Raw genomic sequence first — 15,202 nt, forward strand, 5'->3', positions numbered from 1 at the left:
GGTTCAGGGCTGGACGCGGTACGCCGCCGCGCGACCCAACTCGTCTGCGGCCCGGGTGACGATGCGGTCGATCAGCACCTCGCAGGTCGGTAGGTCGTCGATGAGACCCACGACCTGACCACTGGCCAGGACACCGGCGTCGGTGTCGCCGTCGACCAGACCGGCCTTGAGCATCGTCGGGGTGTTCGCGGCCAGGGTCATCTGCGCCAGAGTGCGTCCCTGGGTCTTCTTCATCGCCCGACCGTCCTTGGCCAGGTCCATCCAGGACATCCCGCTGGTGCGCTTGAACTCCAGGGTTCGCTTCATCGTGGGCCCCAGACGCTTGACGGCGCTGCTCTCCTCGAGCTCGTCGACCAGGTCGGTGCGCAGCATCCGGTGCGGCATGCCGTCGACCTTGGCGGTCACCACGGTGCCGGTGAGGCTCTGCTCGAGGTAGAGCTTCTTGACGGCGTCGGGCACCGCGCTGTCGGCGGTGAGGAGGAACCGGGTGCCCATTCCGACGCCGGCGGCGCCGTAGGACAGAGCCGCGGCCAGGCCGCGTCCGTCGAAGAAACCACCGGCCGCGACGACGGGGATGTCGACCGCGTCCAACACGGTGGGCAGGAGCAGCGTGGTGGGCACGGGTCCGGTGTGGCCACCGCCCTCGCCACCTTGGATCATCACTGCGTCCGCGCCCCAGGCGGCGACCTTCTCCGCGTGGCGGGCGGCGCCGACCGAGGGCATCACGACGATGCCGTGGTCCTTCAGCTTCGCGATCAGGTCCTGCTTGGGGGCCAGGGCGAACGAGGCGACCTTCACCCCGTGCTTGATCAGCAGGTCGCACCGGTCACCCGCGTCACCCGCGTCGGCGCGCAGATTGACGCCGAACGGCTGGTCGGTACGCGACTTCACCTTGAGGATCGCCTGCTCCAACTCGGCGTGCGACATGGTGGCGCTGGCCAGGATGCCCAGCCCGCCGGCGTTGGCGGTGGCGGAGACGAGTCGGGCTCCGGAGACCCACCCCATCCCGGTCTGGACGACGGGGTGGCGCACACCGACCAACTCGGTGAGCGGCGTACGCAGCAACTGATCAAGCATTCGGCACCTCCTTATGACGCAGTTCCTTGGGGTCGAGGATCTCGCGGATGATGATGAGTTCCTCCGAGGTCGGCTGGCGGGTCTCGGAGACTTCCGAGGTGTCGAGCGTGAAGCCGGTGGCCTCGACGACCTCCTCGACGGTGACGCCGGGGTGGGTGCTGACCAGACGCATCGTGTCGCCTGGGCCCCCGAGGTCGAAGACTGCGAGGTTGCTGACGACACGGTGGATGTCGTTGAACTTGGCGGCGCCCGGACCAGCGGCCTTGGCGCGGGTAGGGCCGACCCCCGAGACGGTGTCCACGTTCTCGACGAAGACCCGGGGCGAGTGCCGGGGCACCCAGTAGGACGTGCGGTTGTTGGCGGTGTTGCCGGGAGCTCCGCGGGACCCGAGGAGTTGCTTCTTGGGTCGGTCGAAGTCACCGATCGCCGAGATGTTCTGGTTGCCCTCGCGGTCGACCTGGGTGGCGCCCATCATCACGTGCCGCTTCCCGTAGGCCACGATGTCGAAGACCTTGGGGAAGGGGATCCACCCCTCCACGACGTCGCTCTTGGCGAACAGCGGCGGGACGCCGGCGAGGAAGAGTGACTCCCCGTCCGAGATCACCAGGTCGGGGTTGCTGGTCAGCTTGGCCAGGCGGACTCCGAGCATGGGCAGGAGCCCCATCGGACTGGCGAAGATCTCGCCGTCGTCGGCGAAGGCATCGGCGATCGCGGCCGCGCAGACCTCGGCGCGGGTGGCGGTGCTCGTTGATGTGTTCGTGGCGGGGCTGCTCATTTCTTGGCCTCCTCGGCGAAGGTGGCGACGGCGGCCTGGTAGGCCGCTTCGTCCCCGGACAGGAATCGGGTCTCGAAGGCGGACCAGTCCTCCTCGGACCCGGACGCCGCAGTGGCGTAGGCCCGCTGGAACTTCTCGTCGCGTTCGTAGTCGGGGGTGCAGGTCGTGAAGTGCGCCCCGTTGGGGGTCTCGACCACACCGGCGACCATCATCCGGTTCAACAACAGCCGCTGCACCGGGGTGTCGACGGTCAGTCCCGCGGTGTCGACGATCTGCTCGACGCTGACGAAGGCCCGGTCGGCCGCCATACAGAACAGGTCGTCGAAGTAGGGGTCGGGACCGAGGTACGTCGCGTTGCCGTGCTGGTCGGCACGGTTGAGGTGGACCAGGGCCACGTCCAGGCGCAGGGCGGGGACGGCCACGAGGTCCTCGTGGTGGCCCTCCTCGTCGGCGTACGGACTGGTGACGGTGACGATGTCCGGGTTGTTGACCAGGACGTCGGAGCCCAGGCCCGCGCGCATCGGGAGGAACGGCAGACGCTGAGCGGCGGCACGCAGCCCGGTCTGGAACATGCCCTCGTCGAGTTCGACGACCTCGGCAATCGTTCCCTCCTGCCGGGCCTTCTGAAAGTTGGGCTCCAGGGGGACGGTGTCGAGACTGACGAAGGCGTAGACGAGCTTGCGGACCTTGCCCGCCCGCAGCAGGAGGCCCACGTCGGCGCCACCCCAACTGACGATGGTCAGGTCCTTCAGGTCCGAGCGCAGGATCGCGCGCACCAGGGCCATCGGTTTGCGGCGGGGGCCCCAGCCCCCGATCCCGATGGTCATCCCGTCGCGCAGTTCGCCGACGATCTCGTCGATGGTCATCCGCTTGTCGCGGGGTCCTTTGGTCACTTCTTACCTGCCTTGTCGGTGCCGGCAAATCCATCGCGGAGTTCGTCCGCTACGCCGGCGAGGTTCAGCTCCATGGTGAAGCCCTGTTCGAAGCGGTAGCTCTTGTTCACGTCGGTCGGGTCGATGCCGTTGAGCGCCTCCTTGGCGGCCCGGATCACCCGGGTGTCCTTCGCCGCGATCTCTCCGGCGACCCCGAGAGCGGTCTCGAGCAGTTGGTCGTGGGGGACGACCTCCAGGACGGAACCGAACTGGAGGAGGTCGGCCGCCTTGATCGTCCGGGCGGTGAAGTAGAGGCTGCGCATCATGTGCTGGGGGACCAGGCGGGCCATGTGGGTGGCGGCGCCGAGGGCGCCCTGGTTGACCTCGGGGACCCCGAAGAAGGCCTGATCGTCGGCGATGACGCAGTCGGCGTTGCCGACGAGCCCGACGCCCCCGCCGAGGCAGAAGCCGTTGACCGCCGCGATGACGGGGACCGAGCACTCGTACACCGCCTTGAACGCCGCGTAGCAGCCCTTGTTGGCGCCGATCAGGGCGTCGAACCCGGTCGTGTTCTGCATCTCCTTGATGTCGACCCCGGCGTTGAAGCCGCGGCCCTCCGCGCGCAGCACGACCACGTGGGTGTTCTGGTCGGCGCTGGCCTCGTCGAGGGCGCCGGCGACGTCGAACCAGCCTTGGACGGTGAGCGCGTTGACCGGGGGATTCTCCATGGTGATGACGCGGATTCCGTCGTCACGCATCTCGGAGGTGATGGGCATCTGGATCTTCCGTTCTCTCGGTGGTCGCGACCGACCAAGCATTTGCTTGGTAGGGTATCAGTCATGGTGCTTGCTCTTGATCTGTCCGGCCGTGTGGCTCTGGTGACCGGCGGTGCCCGAGGCATCGGACTCGGCATCACCAAATCCCTGATGGCGGCGGGGGCCACGGTGGTGACCTGTTCGCGCTCGGAGGTGGATTCGCCGGTGGAGCACCTGACCTGCGACGTACGCGACCCCGAGGCTGTTGCGGCCCTGGTGGCGACCATCGTCGAACGGCACGGCCGCCTCGACATCCTGGTCAACAACGCCGGCGGGGCGCCGTACGCCGACGCCGCGACCGCGTCGCCCCGCTTCCACGACAAGGTGGTCGGGCTGAACCTGATGGCCGCCCTGACCTGCGCCCAGGCCGCCAACGCGGTCATGCAGCAGCAGGAGTCCGGCGGCAGCATCGTCAACATCTCCTCGGTGTCCGCGGTCCGCCCGTCACCCGGCACCGCGGCGTACGGCGCGGCCAAGGCGGGCTTGGATTCGTTGACCACCTCGCTGGCGATCGAGTGGGCGCCCCAGGTGCGGATGAACGCCATCGACGTCGGCCTGTGCCGTACCGAACACACCGACGACCACTACGGCGGCGACGCCGGGGTCGCCGCGATCGAGGCCACCATCCCGTTGGGCCGGATGGCCCGACCCGAGGAGGTCGGCGCAGTGGTGGCCTTCCTGGCCAGTGATCTGGCCTCCTACGTCTCCGGTGCGCGCGTCGCCTGCCACGGCGGCGGCGAACCACCTGTTTTCCTTTCCGCTGTTACCTCAACCACCTAAGGATCGAACCGTGACTGGACTACTCGACGGACGCATCGCCATCGTGACCGGAGCCGGCCGAGGCATCGGCCGGGCCCACGCTCTCGAACTCGCCTCCCACGGCGCCAAGGTCGTGGTGAACGACTTCGGCGTCTCCCTGGCGGGGGAGGGGACCGGTGAGTCGCCGGCCGAGGAGGTCGTCGGGCTGATTCGTGAGCGCGGGGGAGACGCCGTGGTCAACGGCGCCGACGTGGCCGACTTCGCTCAGGCCGAGGCCATGGTGGCCCAAGCGATCGACACCTTCGGTGGCCTCGACATCCTGGTCAACAACGCCGGGTTCGTGCGGGACCGGATGCTGGTCAACACCTCCGAAGAGGAGTGGGACTCGGTGATCCGGGTTCACCTCAAGGGTCACTTCGCCCCGTTGCGGCACGCCGGCGCCTACTGGCGCGCCGAGGGCAAGGCGGGTCGCACCCGGGCCGCCCGGGTCATCAACACCTCCTCCGGCGCCGGACTGCAGGGGTCGGTGGGGCAGGCGACGTACTCCTCCGCGAAGGCTGGCATCGCTGGTCTGACGCTGGTCGCGGCCCAGGAGATGGGCCGCTACGGCGTGACCGTCAACGCCATCGCGCCGGTCGCCAAGACCCGGATGACCGACGGTGCCTTCGACACCTCCGCCATGGCCCTGCCCGAGGACAACTCGCCGGTGGTCGCGTGGCTGGCCTCGGAGGAATCGGGCGACGTCACCGGTCGCGTCATCGAGATCGACGGCAGCACGATCACCGTCGAGAATGGCTGGGCCCACGGCCCCTCACGCGACGCCGGTCAGCGCTGGAAGGCCGCCGACGTGGGCGCCGCCCTGCGCGACATGTTTGCCGAGGGTCCTGCTCCTGAGCCTGTCTACGGCGCCTGAGGCGCCAGTTTCACCGGCCGGCCGGTGAAACTGGACCTTGGACGAGGAAACTTTCTCGTCCAAGGTCCAGTTTTCTCGTCCAAGGTCGGACCGGCGGGCCGCGGTCAGGCGGCAGTGGTCATCAACCGACGGGCGCGAAGCGCGAGTTCGTGGGGGCGATCCAGGTCCGTCCAGACGACGCGCAACATGGCGAATCCAGTCAGCTCTCGGAGGAGATCCTCGCGCGCCTTCTCCCGCATCACTGTCTCGTGCACCGATTCGCCGGGCCTGCGTAGACGCTCGTACTTGATGCGTCCGTCGAATTCGAGCATGAGCCGGTACTGCGGCCAGCACATGTCGACTCGTCCGGCGATCTCGCCGGAGCGGTACCTCACGACGAACTGCAGAAGCGGCTCGGGCAGGTGCGCGTCGCGGCAGGCGAGGCGGGTGCGTGTTTCGCCCACGGACTCGGCCCCGTAGCGGCTGAGCTGCAGCGTGTGATGCAAGGACAGGCTGTCGGGCCACTCCTTCTTGGCGACGAACTGGGCGTCGTACTGCTCCTGCGTGGCCAGGCCCCGACTCAGGAAGTCGTCGAGCACGCAGACTGCCGCGTCGCGCTTCAACGTGCTCGCAGTGTCGAGGGCGGTGCGCGCCGGTGAGGTGATCCAGTGACCGCCGAGACGAGTCACATCGTCCACTCGGCAGGTGCCGCGATGATGACGCAACCTCGCTGCGGTGCGCTCACCCTTCCCCTGCAGGCTGGTGACGTGGGCGGTGCGCAGGTCCTGACCCCAGGACGGACCACCTTGAAGTAGTAAGGCGGACGTATGCGAGGCAGCCACGTCGTCGCCGTACTGCTGCATGACTGCCTTGATCAGAAGGAGATGACGATCAACGGGATCCGATTGTCGCCAGATGTCGCCCAGGACATAGGCGCCCTGCCGTAGTCGCTCGATGTCGCCGCGTTTGGCCATGCGGGCCAACGCGTTGTCATCGACGCCTTCGATCAGGGCGTTGCGCCGCAGGAGAATGCCGTCCGAATCCACGAGATGTTCGACCATGGCGGAGACTGTGCCGTTTTCGGGTCTTCAGGGGTAGGGCCTGCCGCCGTACCTGTGGATAACTCAGGCGGCGAGGAGCCCGAGGCGGTCGACCTGCGGAGGTTGGACGAGAAAACTCATGCTTGGACGAGAAAGTTTCCTCGTCCAAGCATGAGTTTCACCGGCCGGCCGGTGAAACTGGCGCGGCGGCTGGAAACCTTAGATGCGCTCGATGATGGTGCCGGTGGCCATGGCGCCGCCGGCGCACATGGAGATCAGGGCCGAGGACTGGTCGCGGCGCTCGAGCTCGTGCAGGGCGGTGGTGATCAGCCGAGTGCCGGTGGAGCCGACGGGGTGGCCCAGGGCGATCGCGCCGCCGTTGACGTTGACCTTGTCCATGTCGACGTGGTGCTGACCGGCCCAGGAGAGTACGACGGAGGCGAAGGCCTCGTTGACCTCGAACAGGTCGAAGTCGCTGATCGAGCGGCCCGTGCGGTCGAGGAGCCGCTGGGTGGCGGCGATGGGACCGTCGAGGTGGTAGTACGGGTCGGAGCCGACCAGGCAGTGGCTCGCGATCCGGGCCCTCGGGGTGAGCCCCAGGGCGCGGGCCTTGTCCTCGTCCATGATGAGTACGGCGGAGGCGCCGTCGGAGATCTGTGAGGACGTACCGGCGGTGTGCATGCCGTCGGGCAGGACGCTCCGGAGGCCGGCCAGCCCCTCGAGGGTGGTCTCGCGCATTCCCTGGTCGGTGTCGACCACGCGCATCTCGCCGGTCGGCTTGCCGTCGGCGTCCAGGACGGGGGCCTCCATGGCGGCGATCTCGCGCTTGAAGTGCCCGGCGTCGACGGCGGCGCGGGCCTTCTGCTGGGAGGCGAGGCCGAACACCTCGAGGTCGGCGCGGGTCAGTCCCCGGTTCTTGGCGATCCGGTCGGCCGCCTCGAACTGGTTGGGCATGTCGATCGTCCAGTCCTCCGGACGCGGATCCCCGAGTCCGGCCGGCACGTTGCCGCCCAGCGGGATGCGGGACATCGCCTCGATGCCGCACGCAATACCCACGTCGATGGTGCCCGCGGCGATCATGTCGTGGACGAGGTGGGCCGACTGCTGACCCGAGCCACACTGCGCGTCGATGACCGTGGCGCCGGTGTGCTGGGGCAGACCCGCGTGCAACCAGGCCCGGCGGACCATGTCGTTGGACTGCTCTCCGGCCTGGGTGACGCAGCCGCCGACCACCTGCTCGACCAGTTCCGGGTCGACCCCCGAGCGCGTCAGCACCTCACGCTGAACGAAGCCCAACAGGTTGGAGGGGTGTACGCCGGCCAGCCAGCCCTTCCTCTTGCCGAGGGGAGTGCGGACTGCGTCGATGATCACCGGGTTACCCATGAGGTCAAAACTAGAACACGTTCTCGTATTCAGCAAGGTGGGGTCGCGACACGTGTCGAGAAAGCAATACGAAACTCTTTCATGTTAAGTCGACAGTATGTAGTCTGCCATCTAGAACACGTTCCAGATCCTGCCTGGGACTCACCCCTAACCGCCGTACAGAGGGAGCACACCGTGACCGCCACCGACGTCATCCCCGAAGGGTTCGACTTCACCGACCCGGAGACCAATGAGAAGTCGATCCCCCACGAGGAGTTCCAGGCTCTGCGGGACGCGTCGCCCATCCATTGGATCGAGCAGCCCCAGAGTTCTCGTGACGGCATGTCCACTGAGTCCGGCAACGGCTACTGGGCCCTGAGCAAGCACGCCGACGTCTCGGCGGTCAGCAAGGACAGCAAGAACTTCTCCACCGAGGAGAACGGCGCCATCATCCGCTTCCAGGAGGGTATGGAGCGCGAGATGGTCGAGATGCAGAGCGTCATCCTGATCAACCAGGACGCTCCGCACCACACGGCCCACCGACGCATCATCAGCCGTGGCTTCACCCCGCGGGCGATCAGTGCGCTCGACGAGATCATGGAGAGCCGTGCCAACCAGATCGTGAAGGACGCCGTCGCGAAGGGAACCGGCAACTTCGTCGAGGATGTGGCGGCCGAGTTGCCGCTGCAGGCCATCGCCGACTTCATCGGCGTACCCCAGGAGGACCGGCGCAAGCTGTTCGACTGGTCCAACGCGATGCTCTCCTACGACGACCCGGAGATCGAGGTGGACCCGGATGTAGCGGCAGCCGAGATTCTGGGCTACTCCATGGCGCTGGCCGCGGATCGCAAGGTGAACCCCCAGGACGACATCGTCACCAAGCTGATCAACGCCGACGCGGACGGCCGCGGCCTGACCGACGACGAGTTCGGGTACTTCGTCATCCTGCTCACCGTGGCCGGCAACGAGACCACCCGCAACGCCATCACCCACGGGATGAACGCGTTCTTCCACAACCCCGAGCAGTGGGAGCTGTGGAAGAACGAACGGCCCGAGACGATGGTCGACGAGGTCATCCGCTACGCCACGCCGGTCAGCTCCTTCCAGCGCACCGCGCTGGCGGACGTGCAGGTGGGGAACACCCTGGTCACCAAGGGGCAGCGGGTCGGACTCTTCTACGCCAGCGCCAACTTCGACACCGACGTCTTCGAGGACCCGTTCCGCTTCGACATCACCCGCAACCCGAACCCGCACGTCGCCTTCGGCGGCCACGGCGCTCACTACTGCATCGGCGCCAACCTGGCCCGCCAGGAGGTCAAGTTGATGTTCAACGCCTTGGCCGACCACGCGCCGGACATCAACATGGTCGCCGAGCCCCGCCGCCTGCGTCACGCGTGGATCAACGGCATCAAGGACCTGCAGGTCAACTACTCCTGAGGTCGGCGGCGGAGTCCCCGGTGAACCGGGGACTCCTGCGCCGGCTCAGACGAGGTTGGGCCGCTTGGTCAAGATCAGCGGCCCGTCTGCGGTGATGGCCACGGTGTGCTCCATGTGGGCACCCCGTGAGCCATCGGCGCTGCGCAATGTCCACCCGTCGGGGTCGGTGAAGATCTCATCCGTGGTGTGCATGAACCAGGGCTCGATGGCGATGACCAGGCCCGGCTTCAGCTTCGGCCCACGCCCGGCACGCCCGTCGTTGGGGACGTGCGGCTCACCGTGCATGGTGCGGCCGACCCCGTGCCCGCCGAACTGCAGGTTCACGCCGAATCCGGCGCCTTGGGCGACCTCACCGATCGCGTGGGAGATGTCGTAGAGCCGGTTGCCCGGCTTCGCCTCGGCGATCCCGGCCGCCAGGGCGCGGTCGGTGACCTCGATCAGGTCGAGGTCCTCCTGGCGCGGCGTACCGACCACGACGGAGTACGCCGAGTCCGCGACCCAGTTGTCCACGCTGACGGCGAAGTCGACGCTGAGCAGGTCCCCGTCGACCAAGGTGTAGTCGTGGGGGAGGCCGTGCAGGACGGCGTCGTTCACCGACGTGCACAGCACCTTGCCGAACGGCGAGCCGCCGAAGGAGGGGTGGTAGTCGACGTAGCAGGACGTCGCTCCGCGGTCGGAGATCATCTTCTCGGCGAGCTCGTTGAGCTCGAGCAGGTTGACGCCGACGTCGGCCTTGTCGGCCAGGGCCTCGATCACGGAGGCGACGAACTCGCCGGCGGGTCGCATCTGCTCGATCTGGGTGGGCGTGCGGAACTCGATCATGGGTGAAGCCTACGGAGGGTAGGCGCCCATGCGCGAAACGGACTCAACTCGCGGGCTTGTCCGCACCGACGACCCACATCGCGAAGAACTGGGAGCCACCGCCGTAGGCGTGACCCAACGCGCGACGAGCGCCGTCGATCTGATGCTCACCGGCGGCCCCGCGGACCTGAAGGGCGGCCTCGCCGAAGCGCAGCATCCCCGAGGCGCCGATCGGGTTGGACGAGAGCACCCCGCCCGAGCAGTTGACCGGAAGGACCCCGGTCATGGAGGTGCCGCCGCTCTCGGTGAGTTTCCATCCCTCGCCCTCGGCGGCGAAACCCAGGTTCTCCAGCCACATCGGCTCGAACCAGGAGAACGGAACGTAGATCTCCGCGGCGTCGATCTGCTCCAGCGGGTTGGTGATGCCCGCCTGCTTCCACAGGTACGCCGCAGCGTCGCGGCCGGCCTGGGGGTTGACCTGGTCGCGTTCGGCGGCCGAGGTCGCCTCCGATCGCATCGCCGTACCGTGGATCCAGGCCGGGTTCGGTGAGGAGGCTGCGGTGTCCTCGTCGACGATGACCAGCGCGCAGGCTCCGTCGGAGGAGGGGCAGGTCTCGTCGTACCGGATCGGGTCCCACAGCATCTGGGAGGCCAGGACCGACTCGACGGTCGTGTCGGGGTTCTGCAGGTGCGCATAGGGGTTCTTCAGCGCGTTCTGTCGGTCCTTGGCGGCCACGACGGCACCGACGTGGGTGGGTGCCCCCGAGCGGCGGATGTAGGAGCGCACGTGCGGGGCGAAGTAGCCGCCCGCGCCGGCGTGCACCGGCATGTTGAACGGCACCGGAACCGACAGGGCCCACATGGCGTTCGACTCGGACTGCTTCTCATAGGCGACGGTCAGCACCCGCTTGTGGACTCCGGAGGAGACCAGGGATGAGGCCACGATCGCGGTCGAGCCACCCACGGATCCGGCGGTGTGCACCCGCAGCAGGGGCTTGCCCACGGCGCCGAGCGACTCGGCCAGGAACAACTCCGGCATCATCACGCCCTCGAAGAGGTCCGGAGCCTTGCCCACGACGATCGCGTCGATGTCGTCGAGGGTCATCCCCGCGTCCTCGAGAGCCCGGTCGATGGCTTCGCGGCACAGGCCGGCCATCGAGACGTCCTCCCGCTTGGCGCGGTGGTGGGTCTGGCCGATGCCGATCACGGCGGCTGGTTGCTTACCCATCAGGCGCGTCCTTCCAGGGTGCAGACGAGGTTCTGCTGAAGTGCCGGGCCCGAGGTGGCGTGGGCCAACGTCTTGGACGCCTCGCCGGACCAGATGGCGCGGGCGGCCTCGCCGATCCGGATGCCGCCGGCGGAGAACATCGGGTTACTGGCCAGCGCACCACCCGAGGGATTGATCCGTACGTCGTCGCGCAGGCCCAGCTCGCGACGCAGGATTAGTTCCTGGTGGCTGAAGGGAGCATGCAGTTCGGCGATCTCCACCCCATCGGTCGACAGCGAGGCCGCTGCTCGGCGGGTCGAGGGGGAGGTGGTCAGGTCGCGGCTGCCGAGGCTCTGGGCGTCGACGTTGTGGGCGATCCCGGAGATCCAGGCCGGGTTCTCCCGCACCTCACGGGCCTTGTCGCCGGCGGCGAGGACCAGGGCACTTGCCCCGTCGGTGACCGGTGCGCAGTCGTGCTTGCGCAGGGGGTCGGCGTACAAGGGCCGAGCGAGCAGTTCGGCCACCGAGGAACCACCCTTGCGGATGGCGTACTCGTTGGTCTCGGCGTCAGTGAGCGACCGTTGGACGACCTCGGCCATCGCTGTCTCATCCCACACGCCAGCGTCGAGGCCGGCGCGGGCCTGCAACCCCGCCAGCGACACGGTGTCGGGCCACAGGGGCATCAGCGTGTAGGGGTCGAGTTGCATCGACAGGGTTCGGCGCAGTTGACCGGCGGAGCTCTTGCCGAAGGCGTAGACCACGGCGGTGTCGACCTCACCGGTCTGGATCTTCAACCAGGCTTCGTACAACGCCCAGGCGACGTCCATCTCGACGTGGGACTCGTTGATCGGGGGGATGACCCCGATCGCGTCGACCGCCTGGACGAACGAGAACGACCGCCCGGCGAGGTAGTCAGAAGACCCCGAGCACCAGAACCCGACGTCGTGCCGGGTCCATCCGGTCTGCTCGTAGATCTCGGCGAACAGGGGAACGAGGAGTTCGACACAGGTCGGTGACCCGTCGAAGTCCGCCATTTGTCGCTGGGCAAAGCCCACGACCGCAACGTCACGCATCGGTGTCTCCGCTCAGAGGTGCTGGCTGTAGGTGGCGTACTCGGCGTCGGGTTCGCCGGTCGGTCGGAAGTGGCTGATGTTCTCGATCGTGGTGCCCCACTCGTCGCGGGGCTTCCACACCGCCTCGACCCGCATCCCCATCCGGACCTCCTCGGCCGGAACGTCGAGGATCAGGTGCAGGAAGGCGATGTCGGCACCGTCGAGCAGCACGTACGCCGAGACGTAAGGGGGCTTGATCTTCTGTCCCAAGAAGGGCACGTTCACGATGCAGAACGTGGTGATCGTGCCGGTGTGGGAGAGCTCGATCTCTTCGGCGGTGGCCACCCCGTCCACCGGGCAGGCGCTACGTGGGGGGACGTAGACCTTCCGGCAGACGGGGCAGCGCTGCCCGAGAATCTTCCCCTCGAGGAGCCCACGGTAGAACGCTGATTCTTCGGGGGAAGCGGCGTAGAGATAGTCGAGTTCGACGGGGGTGACGATGCCAGTGACGGGGCCAGTAGCGGGCTCGGTCTCACCGGCCTGCTCCACCGCGACGACCGCGACGACATCGCCGGCGGGCTCGAGACACGCGATGTCGTTGATGTGCCCGACCCGCTCGGCGGCCCAACGGACCTGCACCCGCATCCCGGTCGTGACGTCGGCGGGGGAGTCGACGTCCAGGGCGTGGAGCATCGGGGCGTCCGCCCCGTCGAAGGTGACCAGGACGAAGGCGAACGGCTTGTCCAACGGTTGTCCCGCCACCGGCTCGGAGACCCACGACCAGGACGTCACCGTCCCGGTGGTGGAGACCTCGACGAAGTCCTCGGTTGCTCGGTGCGTGTCCGGGTCGTACTCCGGTGGGGGTACGACGACCCGCCCGCTCGACGTACGAGCACCGATCAGCTGACCGTCGCGCAGACCGGTCATGAAGCGACCGAGGGCGGGCCCGGTCGAGCGGGTGTAGTCGAAGGCGACGGTGACCGGCGCGGAAAGAGTTCGGGACATGACGCAGAAGTGAAACATGTTCTAGAAATGTCGGCAAGGGTCTGTAAGGGTGTGTCCATGAAACTTGGACTGCAGCTCGGCTACTGGGGCGCCCAGCCGCCCTCCGGAACAGCGGAGCTCGTCGCCGCCGCGGAGGAGGCCGGATTCGACGCGATCTTCACCGCCGAAGCCTGGGGATCGGACGCCTTCACCCCCCTGGCCTGGTGGGGACGCGAAACCTCGCGGGTCCGCCTGGGCACCTCCATCGTCCAGATGTCGGGCCGGTCGCCCACCTCGATCGCCATGCACGCCTTGACCCTCGACCACCTCAGCGGCGGCCGTGTCGTGCTCGGCATGGGCGTCAGCGGGCCCCAGGTCGTGGAGGGGTGGTACGGCCAGCCCTTCTCCAAGCCGCTGGCCCGCACCCGCGAGGTCGTCGACATCATCCGCCAGGTCCTGGCCCGGGAGGGCAAGGTCACCAACGACGGGCCCCACTACCCGTTGCCGTTCAACGGCGAGAACTCCGTGGGCCTGGGTAAGCCGCTGAAGTCGATCGTCCACCCGCTGCGAGCAGACATCCCCATCTGGCTCGGGGCCGAGGGCCCCAAGAACGTCGCCCAGACCGCCGAGATCGCCGACGGCTGGATTCCGATCTTCTACACCCCGAAGTCGGCGGGGATGTATCAACCCTGGCTGGACGAGGGCTTCGCCCGCGAGGGGGCACGACGCACCCGCGACGACTTCGAGATCGCAGCGACCTGCCACGTCCAGATCGTCTCCGACGCCGCCGAGAAGCAGCAGGTCATCGACGGTATGAAGCCGATCGTCTCGCTCTACATGGGTGGGATGGGGGCCAAGGAGCAGAACTTCCACAAGCAGGTCTTCGAGCGGATGGGGTACGCCGAGCTCTCCGATCAGGTGCAGAGCCTCTACCTCGAGGGCAAGAAGGACGAGGCCACTGCCCTGATCCCCGACGAACTGGTCGACGACATGCACATGATCGGCACAGCTGCCGAGGTCCGCGATCGTGCCGCGCAGTGGGAGGAGACCGGTGTGACCACCCTGCTGCTGAGCTGCCGTTCGGTCGAGGAGCTGAGGACTATCGCCAGTGTCCTCGCCTGACCGACCAAACTGCCGTTTCAAGCTCCTCCAGGGCCCCGAGATGTGATGATGTCGGCGCCATGATTCTGCTCCGAACCGCGCCCGTGACACTTCGACGACTGGCAGGACTTCTGCTGGGACTGGTGGTGACGCTCTCCATGCTGAGCGTGGTGCCCCAGGCTGCCGCGGCCCAGGTCAAGCCCGAACGGGACTTCCCTCGGCTGCCGCGAGTGTGTGCCACGCCCAAGGAGCAGATCCCGCGCAAGTTCATCTTCTGCCAGCTCACCGAGATCGACCCCAGCCGACAAACCGTCTTCCTCTGGGGCGATTCGCATGCGTTCATGATGGTCCCGGCCCTCCTGGAGGCGACCCGCGGTCGGGACGTCAACGTGGTGGCGTTCCTCCTGGGGGGTTGCCCGCCCACCCTGCCCACAGGTCGCAACGGCAAGCGTCGCGCACCGCGCAACGGGTGCGAGGAGGCCGGGGAGCTGGTCCTGGCGAAGCTGCGACAGTTCCGCAAATCGGCTCCAGAACCCCAGGTGATCCTGGGTATCAACTGGGACTTCTACCTGACCGCCAACGAGGCTCGTCGGCAGGGGAAGCCTGCGTTCAACGGCTACGTCGCGCAGACCGCCGCATCGTTCTTCCGCGGCACTCCGCGCCTGTTCGATGTGCTGGGCCGGATGGGCGTCGATGCCGACGTCCTTGCCCCGGTCGGACAGGTCCCGCAGAGCAGGCGCAGTTGCGAGGCGGGGTCGAAGCCCTACCGCTGCTCATTGCCGCGTTCTCGGGTGTTGAACAAGGAGGGCCATCGAGCGTCCTACGCCCGTCGGATCACCCGAAGGCTCGCAGGGAGTCCACGGCTCATCGAGGTGAACGACGCGTTCTGTGGGGTTCGGCGATGCCAGGCCATCGTCGATGGCACCTTCACCTTCTACGACGATCTGCACATCAGCGCCACGATGGCGCGCACGCGGATGGCTGAGTACTTCGTCGAATCGGTGCCCTGACGCTCTAAGGGGTGGCAC

The 15,202-nt window shown here is 67.6% G+C and carries 15 protein-coding genes; 5 read left to right on the forward strand and 10 right to left on the reverse strand.

The annotated features are described in order from the left end of the window. Positions 1-3: 3 nt before the first annotated feature. The 4 genes from ACYVLV_RS05510 to ACYVLV_RS05525 are packed head-to-tail and all read right to left on the reverse strand — an operon-like array spanning position 4 to position 3,500. Entirely contained in the window at positions 4-1,077 is a 1,074-nt protein-coding gene (locus tag ACYVLV_RS05510; protein WP_460808311.1) for an NAD(P)H-dependent flavin oxidoreductase, read from the reverse strand. Continuing rightward, the gene (locus ACYVLV_RS05515) at positions 1,070-1,852 is read right to left on the reverse strand and encodes a CoA-transferase subunit beta (protein WP_460808312.1); all 783 of its coding nucleotides are present in this window, start codon (positions 1,850-1,852) and stop codon (positions 1,070-1,072) included. The genes ACYVLV_RS05510 and ACYVLV_RS05515 overlap by 8 nt, the downstream gene beginning before the upstream one ends. Continuing rightward, positions 1,849-2,745, reverse strand: coding sequence for a CoA transferase subunit A (locus ACYVLV_RS05520; protein WP_460808314.1), 897 nt, complete (start codon positions 2,743-2,745; stop codon positions 1,849-1,851). Before ACYVLV_RS05520 ends, ACYVLV_RS05515 begins: the two co-directional genes overlap by 4 nt. After that, positions 2,742-3,500: an enoyl-CoA hydratase family protein gene (locus ACYVLV_RS05525; RefSeq protein ID WP_460808318.1), complete on the reverse strand. Its 759-nt coding sequence runs from the start codon at positions 3,498-3,500 to the stop codon at positions 2,742-2,744. Before ACYVLV_RS05525 ends, ACYVLV_RS05520 begins: the two co-directional genes overlap by 4 nt. Before the next feature lie 63 nt (positions 3,501-3,563). Between ACYVLV_RS05525 and ACYVLV_RS05530 the strand changes: the two genes are divergently transcribed. Beyond that, complete coding sequence (locus ACYVLV_RS05530) at positions 3,564-4,319, forward strand: SDR family oxidoreductase (protein WP_460808320.1); 756 nt, start codon at positions 3,564-3,566, stop codon at positions 4,317-4,319. A 10-nt stretch (positions 4,320-4,329) separates the two neighbouring features. Further along, positions 4,330-5,211, forward strand: coding sequence for an SDR family oxidoreductase (locus ACYVLV_RS05535; RefSeq protein WP_460808322.1), 882 nt, complete (start codon positions 4,330-4,332; stop codon positions 5,209-5,211). A 104-nt stretch (positions 5,212-5,315) separates the two neighbouring features. Here ACYVLV_RS05535 and ACYVLV_RS05540 read toward each other — a convergent pair whose 3' ends face one another. Together ACYVLV_RS05540 and ACYVLV_RS05545 are read right to left on the reverse strand one after the other, a co-directional pair. Then, entirely contained in the window at positions 5,316-6,251 is a 936-nt protein-coding gene (locus tag ACYVLV_RS05540) for a type IV toxin-antitoxin system AbiEi family antitoxin domain-containing protein (RefSeq protein ID WP_460808323.1), read from the reverse strand. Between the two features lie 198 nt (positions 6,252-6,449). Next, the gene (locus ACYVLV_RS05545) at positions 6,450-7,613 is read right to left on the reverse strand and encodes a steroid 3-ketoacyl-CoA thiolase (protein WP_460808324.1); all 1,164 of its coding nucleotides are present in this window, start codon (positions 7,611-7,613) and stop codon (positions 6,450-6,452) included. 174 nt (positions 7,614-7,787) lie between these two features. Here ACYVLV_RS05545 and ACYVLV_RS05550 point away from each other — a divergent pair, with 174 nt between their 5' ends. After that, positions 7,788-9,029 (forward strand): cytochrome P450, encoded by a 1,242-nt coding sequence (locus tag ACYVLV_RS05550; RefSeq protein ID WP_460808325.1) that lies wholly within the window; start codon positions 7,788-7,790, stop codon positions 9,027-9,029. A gap of 45 nt (positions 9,030-9,074) precedes the next feature. Here ACYVLV_RS05550 and map read toward each other — a convergent pair whose 3' ends face one another. Genes map through ACYVLV_RS05570 form a run of 4 tightly spaced genes read right to left on the reverse strand, consistent with a single transcriptional unit; the run spans position 9,075 to position 13,094 of the window. Then, positions 9,075-9,851 carry a type I methionyl aminopeptidase gene (gene map, locus ACYVLV_RS05555; protein ID WP_460808326.1) on the reverse strand — a complete coding sequence of 259 codons (777 nt, stop codon included), beginning with the start codon at positions 9,849-9,851 and terminating at the stop codon, positions 9,075-9,077. Between the two features lie 43 nt (positions 9,852-9,894). Further along, the gene (locus ACYVLV_RS05560) at positions 9,895-11,058 is read right to left on the reverse strand and encodes a thiolase domain-containing protein (protein WP_460808327.1); all 1,164 of its coding nucleotides are present in this window, start codon (positions 11,056-11,058) and stop codon (positions 9,895-9,897) included. Then, positions 11,058-12,110: a thiolase domain-containing protein gene (locus tag ACYVLV_RS05565; protein WP_460808328.1), complete on the reverse strand. Its 1,053-nt coding sequence runs from the start codon at positions 12,108-12,110 to the stop codon at positions 11,058-11,060. The genes ACYVLV_RS05560 and ACYVLV_RS05565 overlap by 1 nt, the downstream gene beginning before the upstream one ends. Positions 12,111-12,122: 12 nt before the next feature. Continuing rightward, complete coding sequence (locus ACYVLV_RS05570) at positions 12,123-13,094, reverse strand: Zn-ribbon domain-containing OB-fold protein (RefSeq protein WP_460808329.1); 972 nt, start codon at positions 13,092-13,094, stop codon at positions 12,123-12,125. A gap of 57 nt (positions 13,095-13,151) precedes the next feature. Here ACYVLV_RS05570 and ACYVLV_RS05575 point away from each other — a divergent pair, with 57 nt between their 5' ends. After that, positions 13,152-14,195 carry an LLM class F420-dependent oxidoreductase gene (locus ACYVLV_RS05575; protein ID WP_460808330.1) on the forward strand — a complete coding sequence of 348 codons (1,044 nt, stop codon included), beginning with the start codon at positions 13,152-13,154 and terminating at the stop codon, positions 14,193-14,195. A 59-nt stretch (positions 14,196-14,254) separates the two neighbouring features. Continuing rightward, the gene (locus ACYVLV_RS05580) at positions 14,255-15,184 is read left to right on the forward strand and encodes an SGNH hydrolase domain-containing protein (RefSeq protein ID WP_460808331.1); all 930 of its coding nucleotides are present in this window, start codon (positions 14,255-14,257) and stop codon (positions 15,182-15,184) included. Positions 15,185-15,202 lie beyond the last annotated feature (18 nt).

The organism is Nocardioides salsibiostraticola (assembly GCF_054783655.1).

Excerpts from the sequence above, each read along its gene's own strand:
- ACYVLV_RS05510 (WP_460808311.1), bottom strand. The coding sequence starts at position 1,077 with ATGCTTGATCAGTTGCTGCGTACGCCGCTCACCGAGTTGGTCGGTGTG.
- ACYVLV_RS05515 (WP_460808312.1), bottom strand. The coding sequence starts at position 1,852 with ATGAGCAGCCCCGCCACGAACACATCAACGAGCACCGCCACCCGCGCC.
- ACYVLV_RS05525 (WP_460808318.1), bottom strand. The coding sequence starts at position 3,500 with ATGCCCATCACCTCCGAGATGCGTGACGACGGAATCCGCGTCATCACC.
- ACYVLV_RS05530 (WP_460808320.1), top strand. The coding sequence starts at position 3,564 with ATGGTGCTTGCTCTTGATCTGTCCGGCCGTGTGGCTCTGGTGACCGGC.
- ACYVLV_RS05540 (WP_460808323.1), bottom strand. The coding sequence starts at position 6,251 with ATGGTCGAACATCTCGTGGATTCGGACGGCATTCTCCTGCGGCGCAAC.
- ACYVLV_RS05545 (WP_460808324.1), bottom strand. The coding sequence starts at position 7,613 with ATGGGTAACCCGGTGATCATCGACGCAGTCCGCACTCCCCTCGGCAAG.
- map (WP_460808326.1), bottom strand. The coding sequence starts at position 9,851 with ATGATCGAGTTCCGCACGCCCACCCAGATCGAGCAGATGCGACCCGCC.
- ACYVLV_RS05560 (WP_460808327.1), bottom strand. The coding sequence starts at position 11,058 with ATGGGTAAGCAACCAGCCGCCGTGATCGGCATCGGCCAGACCCACCAC.
- ACYVLV_RS05565 (WP_460808328.1), bottom strand. The coding sequence starts at position 12,110 with ATGCGTGACGTTGCGGTCGTGGGCTTTGCCCAGCGACAAATGGCGGAC.
- ACYVLV_RS05570 (WP_460808329.1), bottom strand. The coding sequence starts at position 13,094 with ATGTCCCGAACTCTTTCCGCGCCGGTCACCGTCGCCTTCGACTACACC.
- ACYVLV_RS05575 (WP_460808330.1), top strand. The coding sequence starts at position 13,152 with ATGAAACTTGGACTGCAGCTCGGCTACTGGGGCGCCCAGCCGCCCTCC.
- ACYVLV_RS05580 (WP_460808331.1), top strand. The coding sequence starts at position 14,255 with ATGATTCTGCTCCGAACCGCGCCCGTGACACTTCGACGACTGGCAGGA.